Source organism: Brevundimonas sp. (genome assembly GCF_027484365.1).
Taxonomy (GTDB): Bacteria; Pseudomonadota; Alphaproteobacteria; order Caulobacterales; family Caulobacteraceae; genus Brevundimonas.
In genome coordinates this window covers 1-16,869 of record NZ_JAIXTC010000011.1, presented here as the reverse complement: position 1 = coordinate 16,869, position 16,869 = coordinate 1, and the positions used below count along the sequence as shown (strand labels likewise).

The 16,869-nt window shown below is 68.4% G+C and carries 17 protein-coding genes and 1 tRNA gene; 9 read left to right on the top strand and 9 right to left on the bottom strand.

The features are described 5' to 3' along the window. The 5 genes from Q0044_RS04500 to Q0044_RS04480 form a co-directional block, all read left to right on the top strand. A partial coding sequence (locus Q0044_RS04500) for a hypothetical protein (RefSeq protein ID WP_298160149.1) occupies positions 1–119 on the top strand: 119 nt, incomplete at its 5' end. Between the two features lie 4 nt (positions 120–123). Further along, the gene (locus Q0044_RS04495) at positions 124–978 is read left to right on the top strand and encodes an SMP-30/gluconolactonase/LRE family protein (RefSeq protein WP_298160137.1); all 855 of its coding nucleotides are present in this window, start codon (positions 124–126) and stop codon (positions 976–978) included. After that, complete coding sequence (locus tag Q0044_RS04490) at positions 975–1,847, top strand: aldose 1-epimerase (RefSeq protein WP_298160134.1); 873 nt, start codon at positions 975–977, stop codon at positions 1,845–1,847. The genes Q0044_RS04495 and Q0044_RS04490 overlap by 4 nt, the downstream gene beginning before the upstream one ends. Further along, positions 1,844–2,908 carry a pectate lyase gene (gene pelA / locus Q0044_RS04485; RefSeq protein ID WP_298160131.1) on the top strand — a complete coding sequence of 355 codons (1,065 nt, stop codon included), beginning with the start codon at positions 1,844–1,846 and terminating at the stop codon, positions 2,906–2,908. The genes Q0044_RS04490 and pelA overlap by 4 nt, the downstream gene beginning before the upstream one ends. 33 nt (positions 2,909–2,941) lie before the next feature. Beyond that, a complete protein-coding gene (locus Q0044_RS04480) occupies positions 2,942–3,808 on the top strand; it encodes a rhamnogalacturonan acetylesterase (RefSeq protein ID WP_298160129.1) in 867 nt (288 codons plus the stop codon). 4 nt (positions 3,809–3,812) lie between these two features. Here Q0044_RS04480 and Q0044_RS04475 read toward each other — a convergent pair whose 3' ends face one another. Beyond that, entirely contained in the window at positions 3,813–4,547 is a 735-nt protein-coding gene (locus Q0044_RS04475; RefSeq protein WP_298160146.1) for a FadR/GntR family transcriptional regulator, read from the bottom strand. A 59-nt stretch (positions 4,548–4,606) separates the two neighbouring features. On the opposite strand from Q0044_RS04475, the gene Q0044_RS04470 reads away from it, so the two are divergent. The 4 genes from Q0044_RS04470 (at position 4,607) to Q0044_RS04455 (ending at position 8,026) form a co-directional block, all read left to right on the top strand. Continuing rightward, the gene (locus Q0044_RS04470; RefSeq protein WP_298160126.1) at positions 4,607–4,873 is read left to right on the top strand and encodes a hypothetical protein; all 267 of its coding nucleotides are present in this window, start codon (positions 4,607–4,609) and stop codon (positions 4,871–4,873) included. A gap of 213 nt (positions 4,874–5,086) precedes the next feature. After that, positions 5,087–6,124 (top strand): efflux RND transporter periplasmic adaptor subunit, encoded by a 1,038-nt coding sequence (locus tag Q0044_RS04465; protein ID WP_298160124.1) that lies wholly within the window; start codon positions 5,087–5,089, stop codon positions 6,122–6,124. A gap of 4 nt (positions 6,125–6,128) precedes the next feature. Next, positions 6,129–7,334, top strand: a complete 1,206-nt coding sequence (locus Q0044_RS04460) for an ABC transporter permease (protein WP_298160122.1) — start codon at positions 6,129–6,131, stop codon at positions 7,332–7,334. Continuing rightward, the gene (locus Q0044_RS04455; protein ID WP_298160119.1) at positions 7,331–8,026 is read left to right on the top strand and encodes an ABC transporter ATP-binding protein; all 696 of its coding nucleotides are present in this window, start codon (positions 7,331–7,333) and stop codon (positions 8,024–8,026) included. The genes Q0044_RS04460 and Q0044_RS04455 overlap by 4 nt, the downstream gene beginning before the upstream one ends. Before the next feature lie 227 nt (positions 8,027–8,253). On the opposite strand, the gene Q0044_RS04450 is transcribed toward Q0044_RS04455, so the two are convergent. From Q0044_RS04450 to Q0044_RS04415, 8 genes are all read right to left on the bottom strand, one after another. Further along, positions 8,254–8,943, bottom strand: coding sequence for a response regulator (locus Q0044_RS04450; protein WP_298160116.1), 690 nt, complete (start codon positions 8,941–8,943; stop codon positions 8,254–8,256). A 7-nt stretch (positions 8,944–8,950) separates the two neighbouring features. Further along, positions 8,951–11,581, bottom strand: a complete 2,631-nt coding sequence (locus Q0044_RS04445) for a DUF4118 domain-containing protein (protein ID WP_524536148.1) — start codon at positions 11,579–11,581, stop codon at positions 8,951–8,953. A 97-nt stretch (positions 11,582–11,678) separates the two neighbouring features. After that, positions 11,679–12,254 carry a potassium-transporting ATPase subunit KdpC gene (kdpC, locus tag Q0044_RS04440; protein WP_298160114.1) on the bottom strand — a complete coding sequence of 192 codons (576 nt, stop codon included), beginning with the start codon at positions 12,252–12,254 and terminating at the stop codon, positions 11,679–11,681. Beyond that, positions 12,254–12,394 (bottom strand): hypothetical protein, encoded by a 141-nt coding sequence (locus Q0044_RS04435; RefSeq protein WP_298160111.1) that lies wholly within the window; start codon positions 12,392–12,394, stop codon positions 12,254–12,256. The genes kdpC and Q0044_RS04435 overlap by 1 nt, the downstream gene beginning before the upstream one ends. Positions 12,395–12,429: 35 nt before the next feature. Then, positions 12,430–14,505 (bottom strand): potassium-transporting ATPase subunit KdpB, encoded by a 2,076-nt coding sequence (gene kdpB / locus Q0044_RS04430; RefSeq protein WP_298160110.1) that lies wholly within the window; start codon positions 14,503–14,505, stop codon positions 12,430–12,432. 18 nt (positions 14,506–14,523) lie between these two features. Continuing rightward, positions 14,524–16,233 (bottom strand): potassium-transporting ATPase subunit KdpA, encoded by a 1,710-nt coding sequence (kdpA, locus tag Q0044_RS04425; protein ID WP_298160107.1) that lies wholly within the window; start codon positions 16,231–16,233, stop codon positions 14,524–14,526. Positions 16,234–16,247: 14 nt separating this feature from the next. Continuing rightward, positions 16,248–16,334: a potassium-transporting ATPase subunit F gene (locus tag Q0044_RS04420; protein WP_298160140.1), complete on the bottom strand. Its 87-nt coding sequence runs from the start codon at positions 16,332–16,334 to the stop codon at positions 16,248–16,250. Between the two features lie 432 nt (positions 16,335–16,766). Next, positions 16,767–16,843 (bottom strand) — tRNA-Met (locus Q0044_RS04415). Positions 16,844–16,869 lie beyond the last annotated feature (26 nt).

Here is a 16,869-nt window from a genome sequence, read left to right as displayed (position 1 = left end):
GCGTCGACTATCACGTGCCCTTCGGCGGCTCGAAATCCTCCAGCTACGGTGCCCGCGAACAGGGATTCGCCGCCGTCGAATTCTTCACCCAGACCAAGACAAGCTACAGCTGGAGCTGAAGGGATGGCGGAGCCTGAACTGGTCTGGGATGTCGGGGCGGAGCTTGGCGAAGGTCCGGTCTGGGACGACGGGCGTCGGGCCGTCTGGTTCGTCGACATCAAGGGTCGCAAACTGCATCGCTACGGCGTCGCTGAGGGCGCCAGGGCCTCGTGGACGACACCGGACCAGATCGGCTTCGCCCTGCCCGCCGAGGACGGGTCGCTGGTCTGCGGCATTCGTGGCGGCCTGTACCGGTTCGATCCGGACAGAGGTTCATTCGACCTGATCATCCGGGTGGAGGACGACCGCCCGCAGAACCGGCTTAACGATGGTTTCGTCGCCCCTGACGGATCCCTCTGGTTCGGCTCGATGGACGACAGCGAGGCGACCGTCTCGGGTGCTCTCTACCGGTTCCACAATGGCGAAATCGTGCGCCACGACGACGGCTATCGCGTCACCAACGGACCCGCGATGAGCCCGGATGGCCGCACCCTCTATCACCACGACACGACCGAGCGACGCATCTTCGCCTTCAGCCATGCCGACGGCGTCCTGACCGACAAGCGGCTGTTCGCCGAGACCCCCGACGGGTTCGCCGACGGCCCCAGTGTCGATGCGGAGGGCGTCCTGCACGTCGGGCTATTCAATGGCTGGGGTGTTGCGCGCTTCGCGCCGAGCGGCGACCGCATCGGCACGATCCGGCTTCCCGTCCAGACCGTGACCAAGGCTGCGTTCGGCGGCGACGACCTGCGCGACCTCTATTGCACCACCGCCTGGCTGAACAATGCCGACAAGCGGGCGGAGCAGCCGACGCTCGGCGGCCTTTTCCGCGTGCGGGTCGAGACGCCGGGCCTGCCCCAACATCGTGTGCGGCTTTGATCCAGCTGACCCATCAAGACTGGGCGCTGTCGATCCGACCGGACATCGGGGCGTCGGTCACGCAACTGACATGGCGGGGCCAGAACATCCTTCGGCCTGCGCCGGAGGGGGACGTAGGGCCGCTGGAGACGGGCTGCTTTCCATTGCTTCCCTACGCCAATCGCATCGATCGCGGCGTTTTCAGTTTCGCCGGGCGGAACGTCGCCCTGCCCCTGACCCCCGGTTTTGAACCCCATGCCCTGCACGGCGTCGGCTGGCTGAGGCCGTGGCGGGTGGTGCGAACGGGTCCTGAGTTCGTCGACCTGGCCCTGACGGGCGCGGCCGGTCCAGACTGGCCCTGGGCCTGGAGCGCCGCACACAGTCTTCGCCTCGACGACCACGGGCTGGAGATCAGCCTTTCGATCACCAACGAGGACCGCGAGCCCATGCCCGCGGGACTGGGCCTGCATCCCTATTTCAGTATCAAACCCGAAGCGGTCCTGACGGCGCCGGCCGGGAGGGTCTGGGCCAATGGCGCCGATGAGATTCCGGAGCAGTTGATCCCGGCCGCCGGGATCATGGACTGGACCGAGGGCGCCGAGGTGAACTCGGCCCCGTTCGTGGACAACGCCTATGCCGACTGGTCCGGCCAGGCCCGGCTGGTCCACGCCGGAACCGAGGTTCGCGTGTCTGCATCCGCCAACGCCCACTGGCTGCAGATCTATGCCCCCAGAGATGCCGACTTCGTTTGTCTCGAGCCGGTTACCCATCGCCCGAACGCCCATAACGCCCCCGCCGATGAGCACACCGGCATGGTCATGCTGATGTCTGGCGAGACCCTCTCCATGTCGATGCGGATCGACGCCGCCCTGGTCGGAGACCATCCATGATCGCTCGCCGCTGGTTGTTCATCGCGTTCGCCTTGACCGCAATGCTGGCAGCGCCCGCCTCGGCCCAGTCAACGCCCGAGTGGAACGACGACATCACCGAACAGGCCCCCGCCTGGTATGCGACGGCCGAGGCCCGGGCTATCGCCGACAGCGTCGTCGCCCACCAGTCGCCCGAAGGCGGGTGGCCCAAGAACACCTCGCTGGCCGTACCGCCCGACGTCAAGGCTGTGGATGAGGGGTCAAAGAACACCTTCGACAATGAGGGAACCACATTGCCGATGGCCTTCCTGGCGAGGGTGATCGCGGCCGGAGAACGGCCCGCCGATCGCGCGGCGTTCGACCGGGGCCTAGACTACACCCTGGCGGCCCAGTCGCCGAGCGGCGGCTGGCCCCAGTTCTATCCGCTCCGCCCCGGCTACTATTCCCATATCACCTACAACGACGACGCCATGGTGCGGATCATGATCCTGCTGCGTGAGATCGCGGAGGGATCCGGTCCCTATCGCTTCGTCGACGACGACCGTCGCAGCCGGGCGGGCGCGGCCGTGGCCCGCGGCATCCAGACCATGCTCGCCACCCAGGTCCGCCAGGACGGCGTCCTGACCGTCTGGTGCGCCCAGCATGACCAGCAGACGCTGGAGCCCGCATGGGCGCGCGCCTTCGAGCCGCCGTCCCTGTCGGGCAGCGAAAGCGTCGGCATCACCCGCTTCCTGATGTCGATCCCCGATCCGTCCCCGCAGGTCATCGCCGCCGTGGAAGGCGCCGTGCGCTGGTTCGAGGCCAGCGCCGTCCGGGGCATCCGCCTGCAGCCGATCACCGCACCGGACGGCCAGCCGGACCTTCAGGTGGTCGCCGATCCCCAGGCTCCGCCGATCTGGGCCCGGTTCTATGACCTGCAGACCAACCGCCCGATCTTCCTCGGCCGTGACAGCGTCGTCCACTTCGAGGTGTCGCAGATCGAGCGCGAGCGTCGCATGGGCTACCGCTACTATGGCGATCGGCCGGCCGCCCTGTTGCGTGACGACTATCCGGCCTGGCGCCGCCGTGTCGGCCTGTCCTGATCTTCCTGTTCAATTCACTGACAAGGCCAGTCCATGTTCGCATCCATCGCTGCTGCACTGATGTTGCAGGTCACCGGCCCGGCGTCGCCTGCACCCGAACCGCCTCGACCCATTTCGGCGTCGAAGATCATCCTGGTCGGCGACTCGACGACGGCGGTAATCGGCGGTTGGGGACCCAGCTTCTGCTCGGATCACGTCACCTCGTTCGTCGCCTGCGTGAACCTGGCGCGCGGAGGACGCAGCAGCGGCAGCTATTTCGTCGAAGGGTCCTGGGATCTTGCTCTGGCGGAGATGTCCACGCCGGGCTTCGTCGCGACTTATGTGCTGATCCAGTTCGGCCATAATGATCAGCCGGGCAAGCCTGGCCGGTCGACCGACCTCGCCACCGAGTTTCCCGCCAACCTGCGCCGCTACGTTGCCGAAACGCGCGCCCGCGGCGCCATTCCGGTCCTCGTCACGCCCTTAACGCGACGCCAGTTCGTAGACGGCCGACTCCAGAATGACCTTGAACCCTGGGCAGAGGCGGCGCGCGCCGTCGCCGCCGAAACAAATACGCCGCTGGTCGACCTGAATGCCTCTAGCGTAGCAGCGGTCCAGGCAATGGGTCCGACCCTGGCTGCCCGCTTCGCTCAAGTTGCGCCCTCTCCCGAGGTCTCAGCCGCCATGCTGACCGGCACAACCATCGCCTCAACGCCGCCGGCGCCTGCGCCGGTTGCGACCGCGCCGGCGACTGCACCATCCACGGCGCAGAACAACGCGGCCGTTGAACCCTTGGGACAGGCGCGAACTGCCTTCGACTACACCCATCTCGGACGTGCCGGAGCGGACTTCTTCGCCGCCCTGGTGACGCGCGATCTCATGATCGCTGTTCCTGCGCTGCGCCGCGGGCTGGTCCCCTGAACGATCAGCGCGCGACCTGCTCGGCCTCGACACGCTGGTAGCCGGCCTCGATCACGGCGACCATGGCGGCCGAAGCGGCCTCGGGATCGGAGGCCTCGATCGCGTCGACGATCCGTTCGTGCAGATCGACAGTCTCGCGATGCAGGCCCTCGCTGCGGGTCGGCGGGCTGAGGGTGAAGGCTTCCAGCAGAGCGGTCTCGATGACGCTGGCCAACGACCGCATCATCGGGTTCTGCGACGCGACGGCGATACGCAGATGCAGCGCCAGATCGGCCCGCGCGAACGCGTATTCCGACGTCTGCTCCCGCCTCATGGCCTCGATCGCTTCCCGCATGCCCGCAAGGTCATCACTGCTGCGATGACGGGCAGCCAGGCCCGCCGCGGCCGGCTCCAGCGCGTGCCGCACCTCGGCGAGATGACGACGAAACGCGGCGTCCATTCCGTTGGCCACCTGCCAGGCGAGGACCTCGGTATCGAAGAAGTTCCATCGCATCGGGTCCGTAACCTTGGTTCCGACCCGCGTCTTCACAACCAGAAAGCCCTTTGCGGACAGCGTCTTCAACGCTTCGCGCAGCGCCGTCCGCGACACGCCGAACCGCTCCAGCAAATCCGCCTCATTGGGTAGCTTTTCACCCGGCCGGATACGGCCGCTGAGGATGTCCTGGCCGAGCGACCGGACGATCTGGTCGTGACTTGAAACGGTCTGGCGAACGCTGCGACCGGCGGAGGCACGATCCATGAACTGCGACGGAGTCTGCGTCATCACGCTCTATATGCCCCGCCCGAAACCGCAACGCCATGACCCTCGCGCTGGCCGAACCCGTGGCATCCAGCCTTCAAGCCGATGCGATCCGTCGGGGTCCGATCCATGGCGGCGGAGTCTGGCGGGTCGCCACCCCGGTTCAGGTCGGCCTTGATCCGCATCAAGGTATCGCAGGAAAAACCATGCGCATGGCACGCCCTCCGCACAAGGCGGACAACAGGACCAGCGGTGAGCGCAATCTGCAACGTGATATTGAGCGCCTGTTTCGGCGGCACAGCCCACGCCAGTGGATCTGTTTTTAGAGTCTGTCCCACCCTGTCCCCGGCCGTGTCGATCATGGTCCCGACAGAACGACTTAGGCAGGTGGCGTCTGACGCCCGTCAATGACCGGGAAGACCCTGCCCCCGCCGTCTGACGCCGGACAATCGCCCGGCCCGGACTCTGGGAGTACGCGAACACCGGAAACATCAAGCGAATGGCCGCGTCATCGGGTCTGGCTCGGCCTGGCGGTGCTGATGGTGACGGCGATAGGCCTGGTGATCGCATGGCGCGTGATGCGGTCGGCCGAGGTGGAGATCCATACCGTCAGGACCTCGACCATAGAGCGTGTGCTCGCCGTTGTCGGCCGCGCCCGCCCGGGCGACCTGCTGGATGTCCGCTCTCCCAACGCGGGGCAGGTGATGCGGCTGTTCCACGATGACGGCGACCGCGTCGCCCTGAACGAGCCCCTGGCGATCATCAAGGCGACGGTCCAACGGGCCGATATCGACGCGGGCAATGCCCGGGCCAGGGCCGCCCGCGCGGAGCGGGACAGGGCCGCACTGGTCTTCAACCGGACCCGGATCCTGGCCGGTCGCGGGATCGCGGCGCCGGCGGCGCTGGACGAAGCGCGCGCGACCCTGCAGGCGGCCGAAGCGAACCTGGACGCCGCGGACGCGGCGACGATTGCGGCAATGGAGCGGGCCAGTGCGTTCATCGTGCGGGCCCCGATGGCCGGCATCGTCCTCTTTCGACCGATCGACACCGGTCAGGTGATCTCGCCCACCACCAACCTCTTCCAGCTCGGATCCATCGGGGGATCGGAAATCCAGGCCCAGGTCGATGAGGCCTATGCCGATGCCCTGCATCCGGGCCTCGTCGCCCGGGCGGTGCTGACGGGATCCGATCAGACCTTCCAGGCTCGGGTCACCGAGGTCTCGCCCCAGATCGACAGCACGACCGGGGGCCGACTGGTCAAGCTGGTTCCAGTCGATGGGCCGGTGCTGGCCCCGGGGCGCTCGATCGACGTCAGCATAGTGGTGGACCGCCGCGCGGATGGCATCGTGATCCCGCGACAGGCCGTGATCGATCCGTCCACCAACCCCCGCGCCTATGTGGTGGACGCCGCAAACGTTACACGGGTCCGCAGCATCACCATCCTGCGCTGGCCGTCGATCGGCGCGATTGTCCAGAGCGGGCTTTCGCCGGGCGATCGGATCGTCCTCACCCCGGGTTCGACTCGCCCCGGTGCGCATGTCCGGCCGATCACCTCATCGGCTCAAGGGGACAGGTGAGGCCGTGTTCGCATTCACCGTGGCCCGCCGTTACCTCCTTTCAAATCCGCTTCAGACCCTTCTGCTCGTCGCCGGCGTGGCCCTGGGCGTGACGATCTTCGTCTTCATCACCGCCCTGATCGAGGGGTTGGCCCTGACTCTGACCGATCGCGTCACCGCGACCAGCGCCCATGTCAGCCTGATGCCGGAGACACGCAGGCCACGCGTCCTCGGCGCCCCCGGCGTCGATACCCAGGCCGTCGCCCTCGTTTCGACCTTCCAGCGGCAACAGATTCGGGAGTGGTCGTCGATCATCGCCCTGGTGCGTGAACAGCCCGGGATTTCGGCCGTCAGCCCGCAGATCACAGGCAGTGCGTTCCTTCTGAAGGGAGAAGCGGCCGCGCCCGTGTCGGTCACCGGCGTCGACACCGAAGACCTGGACTCCATTACGCCCATATCCACGCTTCTCATCGGCGGCGACGCCAATCTCGACGCCGGCGGCCTTCTGATCGGGAACCGGCTCGCCGACGACCTGGGACTGTCGGCCGGTCCGGCCGTCATGTTTCGAACCGATCGGGGCGTCGAGCGTCTCGTGACCATCCAGGGCGTTTTCCGGACCGGCGTGCAGGCTCTGGATGAACGGGTCGCCTTCCTGTCGCTGCAGACGGCGCGGCCGTTGTTTCTTCTCCCCGAGGGGGTCACCAATATCGAGATCAAGCTGCAGGACCCGCAACAGGCGCGACCCCTGGCGGCCTTCCTGCGAGACGCGACGGGACTTCGGACGACCCCGTGGCAGGACAAGAATGTCGGGCTCGACGAGGCTCTGGTCGCCCAGGCCGAGACCGGCCGGCTGATCCAGATGTTCTCGCTCGTGTCGATCATCATCGGCGTCGCCAGCGCCCTGGTCCTGTCGACCTATCGGCGCCGGAGCGAGATCGGCATCATGCGCGCCTTCGGGGTTTCCGGCCGCTTCGTTTCGAGCGTGTTCGTGCTTCAGGGCCTGATGATCGGCCTGATCGGCGCGATCACCGGCTGCGCGGTCGGCTTCGGCCTGTGTGAGATCCTCGCCGGCCTGACCAAGGCCGACGGAAGCGCTGCGCTTCCCATAGCGCCGGAACAGGGCGGCTATCTGGCGGCGCTCGTGCTGACGACCCTGGGCTCCGTCCTGGCGTCCCTGGCTCCCGCGCGATCCGCGGCCCGCCTCGATCCTCTCGAGGCCATCCAGCAATGACCCTTCTGCTCGACGCCCGACAGGTCCGCATGACCTTCCGAAACGGCGACCAGATGACGCCGGTCCTGAGAGATGTCGATGTCCAGCTCGGCACCGGAGAACTCACCGCCCTGCTCGGTCCATCGGGCTCCGGAAAGTCGACCCTGCTCTCGATCGTGGGCCTGCTCCTGACCCCGACGGCGGGGACGATCGAAATCGCGGGGGAAAGGGTCGAAGGACTTTCCGATGCGCGGCGGACCCAGTTTCGCAATCACCGGCTTGGCTTTGTCTTCCAGTTCCACAATCTGCTGCCGGACTTCACCGCAACGGAGAATGTCGCCTTCCCGGCAGCGGCCACCGCCGGACGGTTGACCTCCGCCATGCGTAGCCGGGCCCGGGACCTGCTGCAGCGGGTCGGCCTCGGCGACCGGATGGATTTTCCGGCCACACGATTGTCGGGCGGTCAGAAACAACGTGTGGCGATCGCCCGCGCCCTGATGAACAGGCCTCAGCTCATCCTGGCGGACGAACCGACCGGTGCGCTGGATCGGGAGGCGGCGGATCAGGTCCTGGCCCTGATGAAGGAGGTCAATGCGCAGGACGGCGCCACCTTCCTGATCTGTACTCACGATGCTCACGTCGCCCGGCACTGTGGGCGCAGCATTACCCTGAGGGATGGGCGGGTGGTCCCGGCCGCACCAGCGAAGCCCTAGGCCGCCTTCGCCGCCCCTGTGGAGGGCAAGATCGTGTCCGGCGGCATCGCTGAGCGGTTGCCGACCGAGCGGATGGCGTTCGCTACCGGTCTAGAGGGCGGGTCAGTTCGCAATAGGCCCTTGGCAGGGGATCTGCCCCCTCTCGTCCCATGGTCATGTTGAGAGTCCCCAGGGGTGATAGCTGATCGTGGGCTCCGGTGGGGCGGCGCTCTGCCGATCACCACGCCCTACGCGTTCAGGCGATAGCCGATGCCGGGTTCCGTTTCGATCAGGGTCGGTCGGCTGGCATCGGCCTCCAGCTTCTGGCGCAGCTGTCCGACGACGACGCGGAGGTACTGGGTGTCCTCGCGGTGCGCGCCTCCCCAGACGGCGACCAGCAGGTCGCGGTGGCCAATCACCTTGCCTGCATCACGGGCGAGATGGGCGAGGACGTCGTATTCCTTGGGCGTCAGGCGGACGATCTCGCCGGATCGCAGGACGCGCCGGTGCTCCAGGTCGATGTTCACGTCGCCCGCCACGATCGGACCGGTCGGTGTGGCCCGGGGGGCCGTCTGGCGCAGGACGGCACGCAGCCGGGCCAGCAGTTCGCCGACGCCGAAGGGCTTCTCCACATAATCATTGGCCCCCAGGTCCAGCGCCTCGATCTTCTCGGCCTCCCGGTCACGCGCGGACAGGATGACGATGGGCCCCGCGTAGAACTCGCGCGCCCGCTTCAGCACGTCCTTGCCGTCCATGTCGGGCAGGCCGAGGTCCAGCACCACGGCGTCGGGGTTCCAAAGGGCGATGGCGCGCAGTCCCTCCTGCCCGCTGTCGGATCGCTTAGGATCGAAGCCGGCGGCGTCCAGCGCGGGCGACAGGAAGCGGTGGATCTGGGGCTCGTCGTCGATGACGAGGATGGTGGTGCGGGCGGCGGACATCGGGCGGTTATAGCAGCTGGTGGTGGGTCGCGATGGCCTTGGGCAGGCTGATCAGGACTCGCGTGCCGAGGTCGTCGTGGATCGGGCTGGCGGCGGCGATACGGCCGTTCATGGCCTCAACAAACCCCTTGGCGATAGCGAGACCCAGCCCGGCCCCCTGCGAGCGGTCCGAAGGTTCGTCCATGCGGCGGAACTTGTCGAACACCCGTTCCAGCTCGGCCGTCGGAATGCCGCGCCCTTCGTCCTCGATCGAGATGACCACCGAGCCGCGATCCTCGTAGGCCGCCAGCTCGATCCGCGACCCGTCGGAGCTGTAGGCGATCGCGTTCTCCAGGATATTGACCACCGCCTGTTCGAGCAGGCCCTGGTCCAGCATCACCAGGCTGAGATCGGCCGGGAAGTCCCGCGTCAGGTCGCGGTCGCCCAGACGCCGCGAGACTCGCTCAGCCGCCGCGTTCAGGACGTCGCGGACGTCGGTCCAGTCGGCCTTCACGTTCAGGCCGCCGCCCTCCAGCCGGGTCATGTCGAGCAGGTCGCCGACGTAGCGGTTCAGCCGCTCGGCCTCCTCGCGGATGGAGGCAAGCAGGTCGGCCCGGACCTCGGGCTTCAGGGTCTCGCCATAGTCGATCAGGGTGGTGGCCGAGCCCAGCACGGTCGACAAGGGCGTGCGCAGGTCGTGGCTGACCGAGTTCATCAGGGCCCCGCGAAAGCGGTCGGTGCGCCGCAGGGTCTCGGTTTCCAGCGCCTGTCCGGCCAGTTCGGCGCGTTCGAGGGCCACCGCCCCCTGGTCCATGACGGCCAGGGCCAGGCGTTCCTCGTCCGAGCCGGGAGCCAGGGCGGCGGCCTCGACGCCTGCCACGCCCGAGCGTTTGCGCACGCCGTTCAGGGGACGGAAGGTCCAGCGGGTCTGCGGCAGGGTCCCGGTGCCGTAGCCGGCCGCCTCCCCCCGCTCCCAGGCCCAGCGGGCGGCGGCCATGTCGGCGGGGCTGAGGGTGTTCGGCGGCTCGGTCGCGCCGGCCTTCAACGGGGCGAGGGCGGCGACGGCGATGTCCTCGCCCTCGGGCAGAAGGACGACGGCGCGGGCCCCGGCGGCGGCGGCGGTCTGTTCGGCCAGGATGCGGGCGGCGGTCCCGCGGTCTTCGGCGGCCGACAGGCTCTGGCTGGCGACCAGCAGGGCGGAGACGGCCGAGGCACGGCGTTGGGCCCGGCGGGCCTGTTCGCGCACCCGCCCGGCCAGGACCCCAGTGACGGTCGCCACGGCCCAGAAGACGAACAGGGTCAGGAAGTCGGTGGGCGAGCCGATGGCGAAACTGTAGCGCGGCTCCAGAAACAGGAAGTTGTAAACGAGGAAGGCTGCGGTCGCCGCTGCGAGCGCCGGACGCAGGCCGTACAGGACGCCCGCCGCCAAGACGGCCGACAGATAGACGACACCGAGATCGACGCGCTCGAAGCTGCTATCGAGCAGGAGGGCGATGCCGGTTGCGACGGCCACAAAGGCCGCGCCGATGGCATAGCCGCGCCAGTCCCACAGGCGCTCGGTCGCCGTCTGGGCGGGACGGGGCGTGGGTGCATCAGGCGTCGCCACGTCAGTCACGACATGGATGGCCACGCCCCGGGCGGCGCGCAGCAGCTCGGCCGCCAGCGACCGGCCGAAGACCTCGCTGAACCTTGACCGCCAGCCGGTCACGACCGAACGGCCCAGCACGATCTGGGTGATGTTGTTACGGTGGGCGTAGTCCGAGACGGTGCGCACCACGTCGTCCCCGCTGAGCAGGACCGTGCGGCCGCCCAGCTGTTCGGCCAGCTTGAAGGCCTCGGCCAGCCGTTGCGCCCGGCCCACGTCGCCCGAGGCGCTGGAGGGCCGGTCCACCGTGGCGACGGTCCAGGGGGCGTCCATCATCATGTCCGACATGCGCCGGCCGGTGCGCACCAGCATGCCGGCCATCCCGTCGCCGCCGACCAGGACCAGCACCCGCTCGCCCGCCGCCCAGGGGCCCTGAACGCCTCGCTCGCGCAGGGTCGCCACCAGCTGGTCGTCCACCGTCTGGGCGGCGCGGCGCAGAGCCAGTTCGCGGAGCGCCGTCAGGTTCTCGACCTTGAAGAAGTTCTGGGAGGCCAGGCGCGCGGTCTCGGGGACATAGACCTTGCCCGCCTCCAGCCGCTTGCGCAGCTCCTCGGGCGTGATGTCGACGACCTCGATGTCGTCGGCGCGGCTGAGGGCGCTATCGGGGACCGCCTCCCTCTGGCGCACGCCGGTAATACGCAGGACGACGTCGGACAGGCTTTCCAGATGCTGGACGTTCAGTGTGGTCCAGACGTCGATGCCCGCCGACAGGATCTCCTCGACGTCCTGCCAGCGCTTGGGATGGCGCGAACCCGGGGCGTTGGAATGGGCGTACTCGTCGACCAGCAGCAGTTCGGGCCGCCGGGAGAGAGCCCCGTCGATATCGAACTCCAGCATGATCCGGTCCCGGTGCTCGATCGGTCGGCGGGCCATGACCTCCAGCCCGCGCAGCAGGCTTTCGGTCTCCTTGCGCCCGTGGGTCTCGACCACCCCGACCACGACGTCGCCGCCCTCCGCCTTTCGGCGACGGGCGGCGCGAAGCATTTCATAGGTCTTGCCGACCCCGGGCGACATGCCGAGGAAGACCTTCAGCCGGCCGCGCTTGCGCTTGCGCGCCAGGGTCTGGCTCGGCGTCGGATCGGGTGCGGGGTCGGCTTCAGGCTGTGGCAAATCAGCCGGCCGGGAAGCGTTGGTCGAGCGCCCGGTTGGTCAGCAGGACATTGACCGTGGGCTGGCCGATGAAGCCGAGCAGGGCTCCGTGGGTATTCGCATCGATCACGGCCTGGACCTCCGGGACAGGGACGCCGCGGGCCCGGGCCACGCGATCCGCCTGCAGCCGAGCGTAGGCCGGGGACACATCAGGGTCGAGACCCGAGGCCGAGGTCGTGACGGCGTCGGCGGGGATCGGCTTGTCCCCGGTCTCGCCCCGCTGTTCGGCGACGGCGGTCCGGATCCGGTCGGCCAGGTCCGTGTTCAGCGGACCCAGGTTGGACCCGGACGAGGCCGAGGCGTCGTAGCCGTCGCCGGCCGCCGACGGGCGGGGGTGAAGGTAGCGGGCCTCGGTGAAACCCTGGCCGATCAGGGCCGAGCCGCGGATGTTCCCGTCGGCGTCGCGGATCAGGCTGCCGTTGGCCTGGGCCGGGAAAAGGCCCTGCGCCAGGCCGGTGATGCCGAGCGGATAGGCCACGCCCAGCAGCAGGGTGAACAGGGCGACCATGACGACCGCCGGACGAAGCTGGCTCAACATCAGACCGACCTCAGGACGTGGACCAAGGCGCCGGCATCTGCGTGGGACGCGATGCCGAACACCACGATGGCGACGAGGCAGACGCCGGCGAAGAGGGCGTCGTTGGAGCCGGAGGCCCTGAAGCGGGATTTGCGGGACATCGAACGGACTTTCAGAAACAGGGAAGACATGAGGCTCAGGCCAGACCGAGCCCGGTGATGACCAGGTCGATCAGCTTGATGCCGACGAAGGGGGCGACGAGACCGCCGAGGCCGTAGATCAGCAGGTTGCGGCTCAGCAGCGCCTCGGCCCCGATGGCGCGGTATTTGACGCCGCGAAGGGCCAGGGGGATCAGGGCCACGATCACCAGGGCGTTGAAGATCACCGCAGACAGGATGGCGCTTTCCGGACTGCCCAGATCCATGACGTTCAGGGCCCCGAGCGCCGGCAGGGCGACCACGAACATCGCCGGGATGATGGCGAAATACTTGGCCACGTCGTTGGCGATCGAGAAGGTGGTCAGGGCCCCGCGGGTGATCAGCAGCTGCTTGCCGACCTCGACGATCTCGATGACCTTGGTGGGGTCGCTGTCGAGGTCGACCATATTGCCGGCCTCGCGGGCGGCCTGGGCCCCGGTCTGCATGGCCACGCCGACATCCGCTTGCGCAAGGGCGGGCGCATCGTTGGCCCCGTCGCCGCACATGGCGACCAGACGGCCCCTGGCCTGTTCGGCCTTGATGAGGCGCATCTTGTCCTCGGGCGTGGCCTCGGCGAGGTAGTCGTCGACCCCCGCCTCACTGGCGATGGCCGCCGCCGTGACCGGATTGTCGCCGGTGATCATGACGGTGCGCAGGCCCATCCGGCGCAGCTCGGCGAACCGCTCCTTCACGCCCGGCTTGACCACGTCCTTCAGGTGGATGACGCCGACCAGTACGCCGTTCTCGGTGACGGCCAGAGGCGTGCCGCCGGAGCGGGCGATGCGGTCGACGGCGGCGCGGAACTCGGCCGGGGCGGCGTCCTGGGTCATGTTCAGCGACTTCAGGACGGCGTCGATGGAGCCCTTGCGCCAGGCGTTCTCGCCGGATTCCAGGCCCGACTGACGGGTGGTGGCGGTGAAGGGGATGGCCTTCGATCCCACGGGCTGTTCGACGACGATCCCGGCCTGTTTGCCGAGTTCGACGATCGATCGGCCTTCCGGTGTCTCGTCGGCGAGGGAAGCGGTAACCGCCGCGCGCAACGCCACTTCGGGACGGACGCCGGGGACGGGGATGACCTCGGTGGCCATGCGGTTGCCGAAGGTGATGGTGCCGGTCTTGTCGAGCAGCAGGGTGTCGACGTCGCCGGCCGCCTCCACCGCCCGACCCGACGTGGCGAGCACATTGACCTTCAGCAACCGGTCCATGCCGGCGATGCCGACGGCGGACAGCAGACCCCCGATGGTGGTGGGAATGAGGGTGATGAACAGGGCCCCGAGCACGATGGGGTCCAGCTTGACGCCCGAATAGGCGCCCAGACCCAGCAAGGTGACGACGGCGATCAGGAACACGAGGGTCAGGCCGGCCAGCAGGACGGACAGGGCGAGTTCGTTCGGCGTCTTGCGCCGGTTCGCGCCCTCGACCATGGCGATCATACGGTCGAGGAAGGTCGAGCCGGGGGCCGAGGTGATGCGCACCTTGATCCAGTCGGAGACCACGGTGGTGCCGCCGGTGACGGCCGACCGGTCGCCACCGCTCTCGCGGATCACGGGGGCGCTTTCGCCGGTGATGGCGGCCTCGTTGACCGAGGCGACGCCCTCGACGATCTCGCCGTCCGAGGGGACGACGTCGCCGGCCTCGACCAGGACGATCTGACCGACCGTCAGCTGGTGTGCAGGTGTCGGGACCGTGGTGCCGGTCGTCGGGTCGACGATCAGCTTGGCCTTTGTGTCCACCCGGGTGGCGCGCAGGCTGTCGGCGGCGGCCTTGCCCCGGCCCTCGGCCACGCTCTCGGCGACGTTGGCGAACAGGACGGTCAGCCACAGCCAGACGGCAAGCTGGATCGCGAAGCCCGCTGCGCCGCCTGATGCGATCGCCACCCCCGCCGAGACGGTGGAAAGCAGGGCGACCAGCCAGGTGGCGAAGATCACCGGGTTCCTGAGCAGTCGCCGGGGGTTCAGCTTGACGAAGGCGTCGCCGACCGCCCGGCCGAGCATGGCCCCGGTCAGGGCCCCGCCGAGCGGACTGGGGGAACGGCCCACCACCGGGGCCGTGTTTTCGGGATTTGCGAAAGTCATTTCAGGTGTCCAGACGGATCACGACCGGGCCGCAGCGGCGAGCATCTGGAAATGCTCGACGATGGGTCCAAGGGCGAGGGCGGGGAAGAACTGCAGTCCGCCCAGGATGAGGATGACGCCGATCAGGAGGCCGGCGAACAGGCCGCCGTCGGTCGGCAGGGTGCCGGCGGAGGGGGCCAGCTTCGGCTTGACCACCAGCGATCCGGCGATGGCCAGCACCGCCACGGCGGGCACGAACCGGCCCAGCAGCATGCCGAGGCCGAGCGTCGTGTTCCACCAGGGGGCGTTGGCCGTCAGACCGGCGAAGGCCGAGCCGTTGTTCGCAGCCGCAGAGGTGTAGGCATAGAGGATCTCGGACAGGCCGTGGGGGCCGGCGTTGAGCAACCCTTTCAGCGCCTCCGGACAGATTGCGGCGACGGCCCCGAAGCCGAGGATGGCGGCGGGCATCGCGAGCAGGCCGATCATGGCGTACTGGATCTCGCGCGCCTCGATCTTCTTGCCGAGATACTCGGGCGTCCGTCCGACCATCAGACCGGCCACGAAGACCGACAGGATGGCCATGACGACCATGAGGGCGATGCCCGAGCCGATGCCGCCGGGCAGGATCTCGCCCAACTGCATCAGAAACATCTGTATGCCGCCCGACAGGGGCAGGTAGCTGGCGTGCATGGAATTGACCGAGCCGTTGGAGGCCCCCGTCGTCGGACCGGCCCATGCGACGGAGGACGGCACGCCGAAGCGGGTCTCCTTGCCCTCCATGTTGACAGTCTGGCTGATGCCCGCGGCCTGGAGCGCGGGGGCGGGATGGCTTTCGGCGACGTACATGGCGGCGGTCAGGCCGCCCAGCAGGATCAGGCCGGCGAGGACCAGGGCGCGGACCTCCTTCTTCGCCATGACGCTGCGGCCGAAGGCGAAGAAGGCGGCCCAGCCCAGGACGTTGATCGAAACGGCCGTGATCAGGTTGGTCAGGGCCGAGGGGTTCTCCAGCGGGTGGGCGGAGTTGGCGTTGAAGACGCCGCCGCCGTTGATGCCCAGCATCTTGATGGCCAGCTGGCTGGCGACCGGGAACAGGGCGATCGTCTGATCCGCGCCTTCCAGCGTCGTCGCGGTGGCCGACGCCGCCAGCGACTGGGCCACGCCCAGACCGGCGAGAACGGCCGCCAGAACGATGGAGGCGGGCAGCAGCAGGTACAGGGTGGTCCGGGTCATGTCGGCCCAGAAATTGCCGATCCCCTCGCCGCGACTGGCCACGAAGGCCCGGGCCAGGGCGGCGGCGATGGCAGCCCCGGTGGCGGCGGACAGGAAGTTCTGGGTCGTCAGCCCGACCATCTGGCTGAAGGTCGACATGGTCGCCTCACCGCCATAGCTCTGCCAGTTGGTGTTGGTGACGAAGCTGACGGCGGTGTTGAAGGCCAGGTGGGGCGAGACGCCCTCGAAGCCTTGCGGGTTCAGCGGCAGGCCGCCCTGAAGCCGCAGGATGGCATAGAGCAGGAGGAAGCCCATGGCGTTGAAGACGACCAGGGCGCCGGCATAGCCGACCCAGCCCTGGCTCCTGTCCGGGTTCACGCCCGCCAGGCCGTAGAAGACGCGTTCGACGGGCCGCAGGACGGGGTCGAGCCAGGTGCGCTCGCCGTTCCAGACGCGCGACAGATAGAGGCCGAGCGGCCAGCCGAGCGCGACCGACAGCCCGAGCGTAAGGGCGATTTCCGCCCAGCCTTGAAGGGTCATGGCGAGCGGCTCCCCTAGAACCGCTCGGGGCGCACGAGCGCCACGATCATATAGATGCCGACGACGACCGCGCCGGCGCCCCAGAGGAGGTTCAGCAGCATCGTCACACCTTGTTCAGCAGAACGGCGAGAACGGCGAAGGCCAGAAAGGCCCCGCCGCCGATCGCCAGAAAAATCACGTCGGCCATGCCGAAGTCTCCGGGCTCAGGTTCGAGGCCGGATGTCGCAGGTGTGGGCGTAAGGGGGCGATGAGGAAGGGGGACGACCGCATAAGCGGAGCGTAAGGACGCTGGTTCAGGCCTGCCGCAGCCAGAGAGACAAATGCGGGCTGGTGACGGAGGGTCCGGGTCGCCGGCAGGACGGAGGAGGACGTCCAAACGGCGTCCGGAATTCGCACCTCTTCCGCGGTCCGCGCACGACGGTTCAGACGATCGTCGCCGCCTGGGCCCCGCGCCGCTCGCGCCGGCGCGCTCCGCGTGTGTGTTTGGTCCAGCAAAAAGCCCCGGTGCTTGGGGCGCCGGGGCTTTTAGATCTTGGGTGCGGGAGCAGGATTTGAACCTGCGACCTTCAGGTTATGAGCCTGACGAGCTACCGGGCTGCTCCATCCCGCGGCAAGAGCGGCTATGTGAGGAAGAAG

Excerpts from the sequence above, each read along its gene's own strand:
- Q0044_RS04495 (WP_298160137.1), top strand. The coding sequence starts at position 124 with ATGGCGGAGCCTGAACTGGTCTGGGATGTCGGGGCGGAGCTTGGCGAA.
- pelA (WP_298160131.1), top strand. The coding sequence starts at position 1,844 with ATGATCGCTCGCCGCTGGTTGTTCATCGCGTTCGCCTTGACCGCAATG.
- Q0044_RS04480 (WP_298160129.1), top strand. The coding sequence starts at position 2,942 with ATGTTCGCATCCATCGCTGCTGCACTGATGTTGCAGGTCACCGGCCCG.
- Q0044_RS04475 (WP_298160146.1), bottom strand. The coding sequence starts at position 4,547 with ATGGATCGTGCCTCCGCCGGTCGCAGCGTTCGCCAGACCGTTTCAAGT.
- Q0044_RS04470 (WP_298160126.1), top strand. The coding sequence starts at position 4,607 with ATGACCCTCGCGCTGGCCGAACCCGTGGCATCCAGCCTTCAAGCCGAT.
- Q0044_RS04465 (WP_298160124.1), top strand. The coding sequence starts at position 5,087 with ATGGTGACGGCGATAGGCCTGGTGATCGCATGGCGCGTGATGCGGTCG.
- Q0044_RS04455 (WP_298160119.1), top strand. The coding sequence starts at position 7,331 with ATGACCCTTCTGCTCGACGCCCGACAGGTCCGCATGACCTTCCGAAAC.
- Q0044_RS04450 (WP_298160116.1), bottom strand. The coding sequence starts at position 8,943 with ATGTCCGCCGCCCGCACCACCATCCTCGTCATCGACGACGAGCCCCAG.
- Q0044_RS04445 (WP_524536148.1), bottom strand. The coding sequence starts at position 11,581 with ATGTCGCCCGGGGTCGGCAAGACCTATGAAATGCTTCGCGCCGCCCGT.
- kdpC (WP_298160114.1), bottom strand. The coding sequence starts at position 12,254 with ATGTTGAGCCAGCTTCGTCCGGCGGTCGTCATGGTCGCCCTGTTCACC.
- Q0044_RS04435 (WP_298160111.1), bottom strand. The coding sequence starts at position 12,394 with ATGTCCCGCAAATCCCGCTTCAGGGCCTCCGGCTCCAACGACGCCCTC.
- kdpB (WP_298160110.1), bottom strand. The coding sequence starts at position 14,505 with ATGACTTTCGCAAATCCCGAAAACACGGCCCCGGTGGTGGGCCGTTCC.
- kdpA (WP_298160107.1), bottom strand. The coding sequence starts at position 16,233 with ATGACCCTTCAAGGCTGGGCGGAAATCGCCCTTACGCTCGGGCTGTCG.
- Q0044_RS04420 (WP_298160140.1), bottom strand. The coding sequence starts at position 16,334 with ATGCTGCTGAACCTCCTCTGGGGCGCCGGCGCGGTCGTCGTCGGCATC.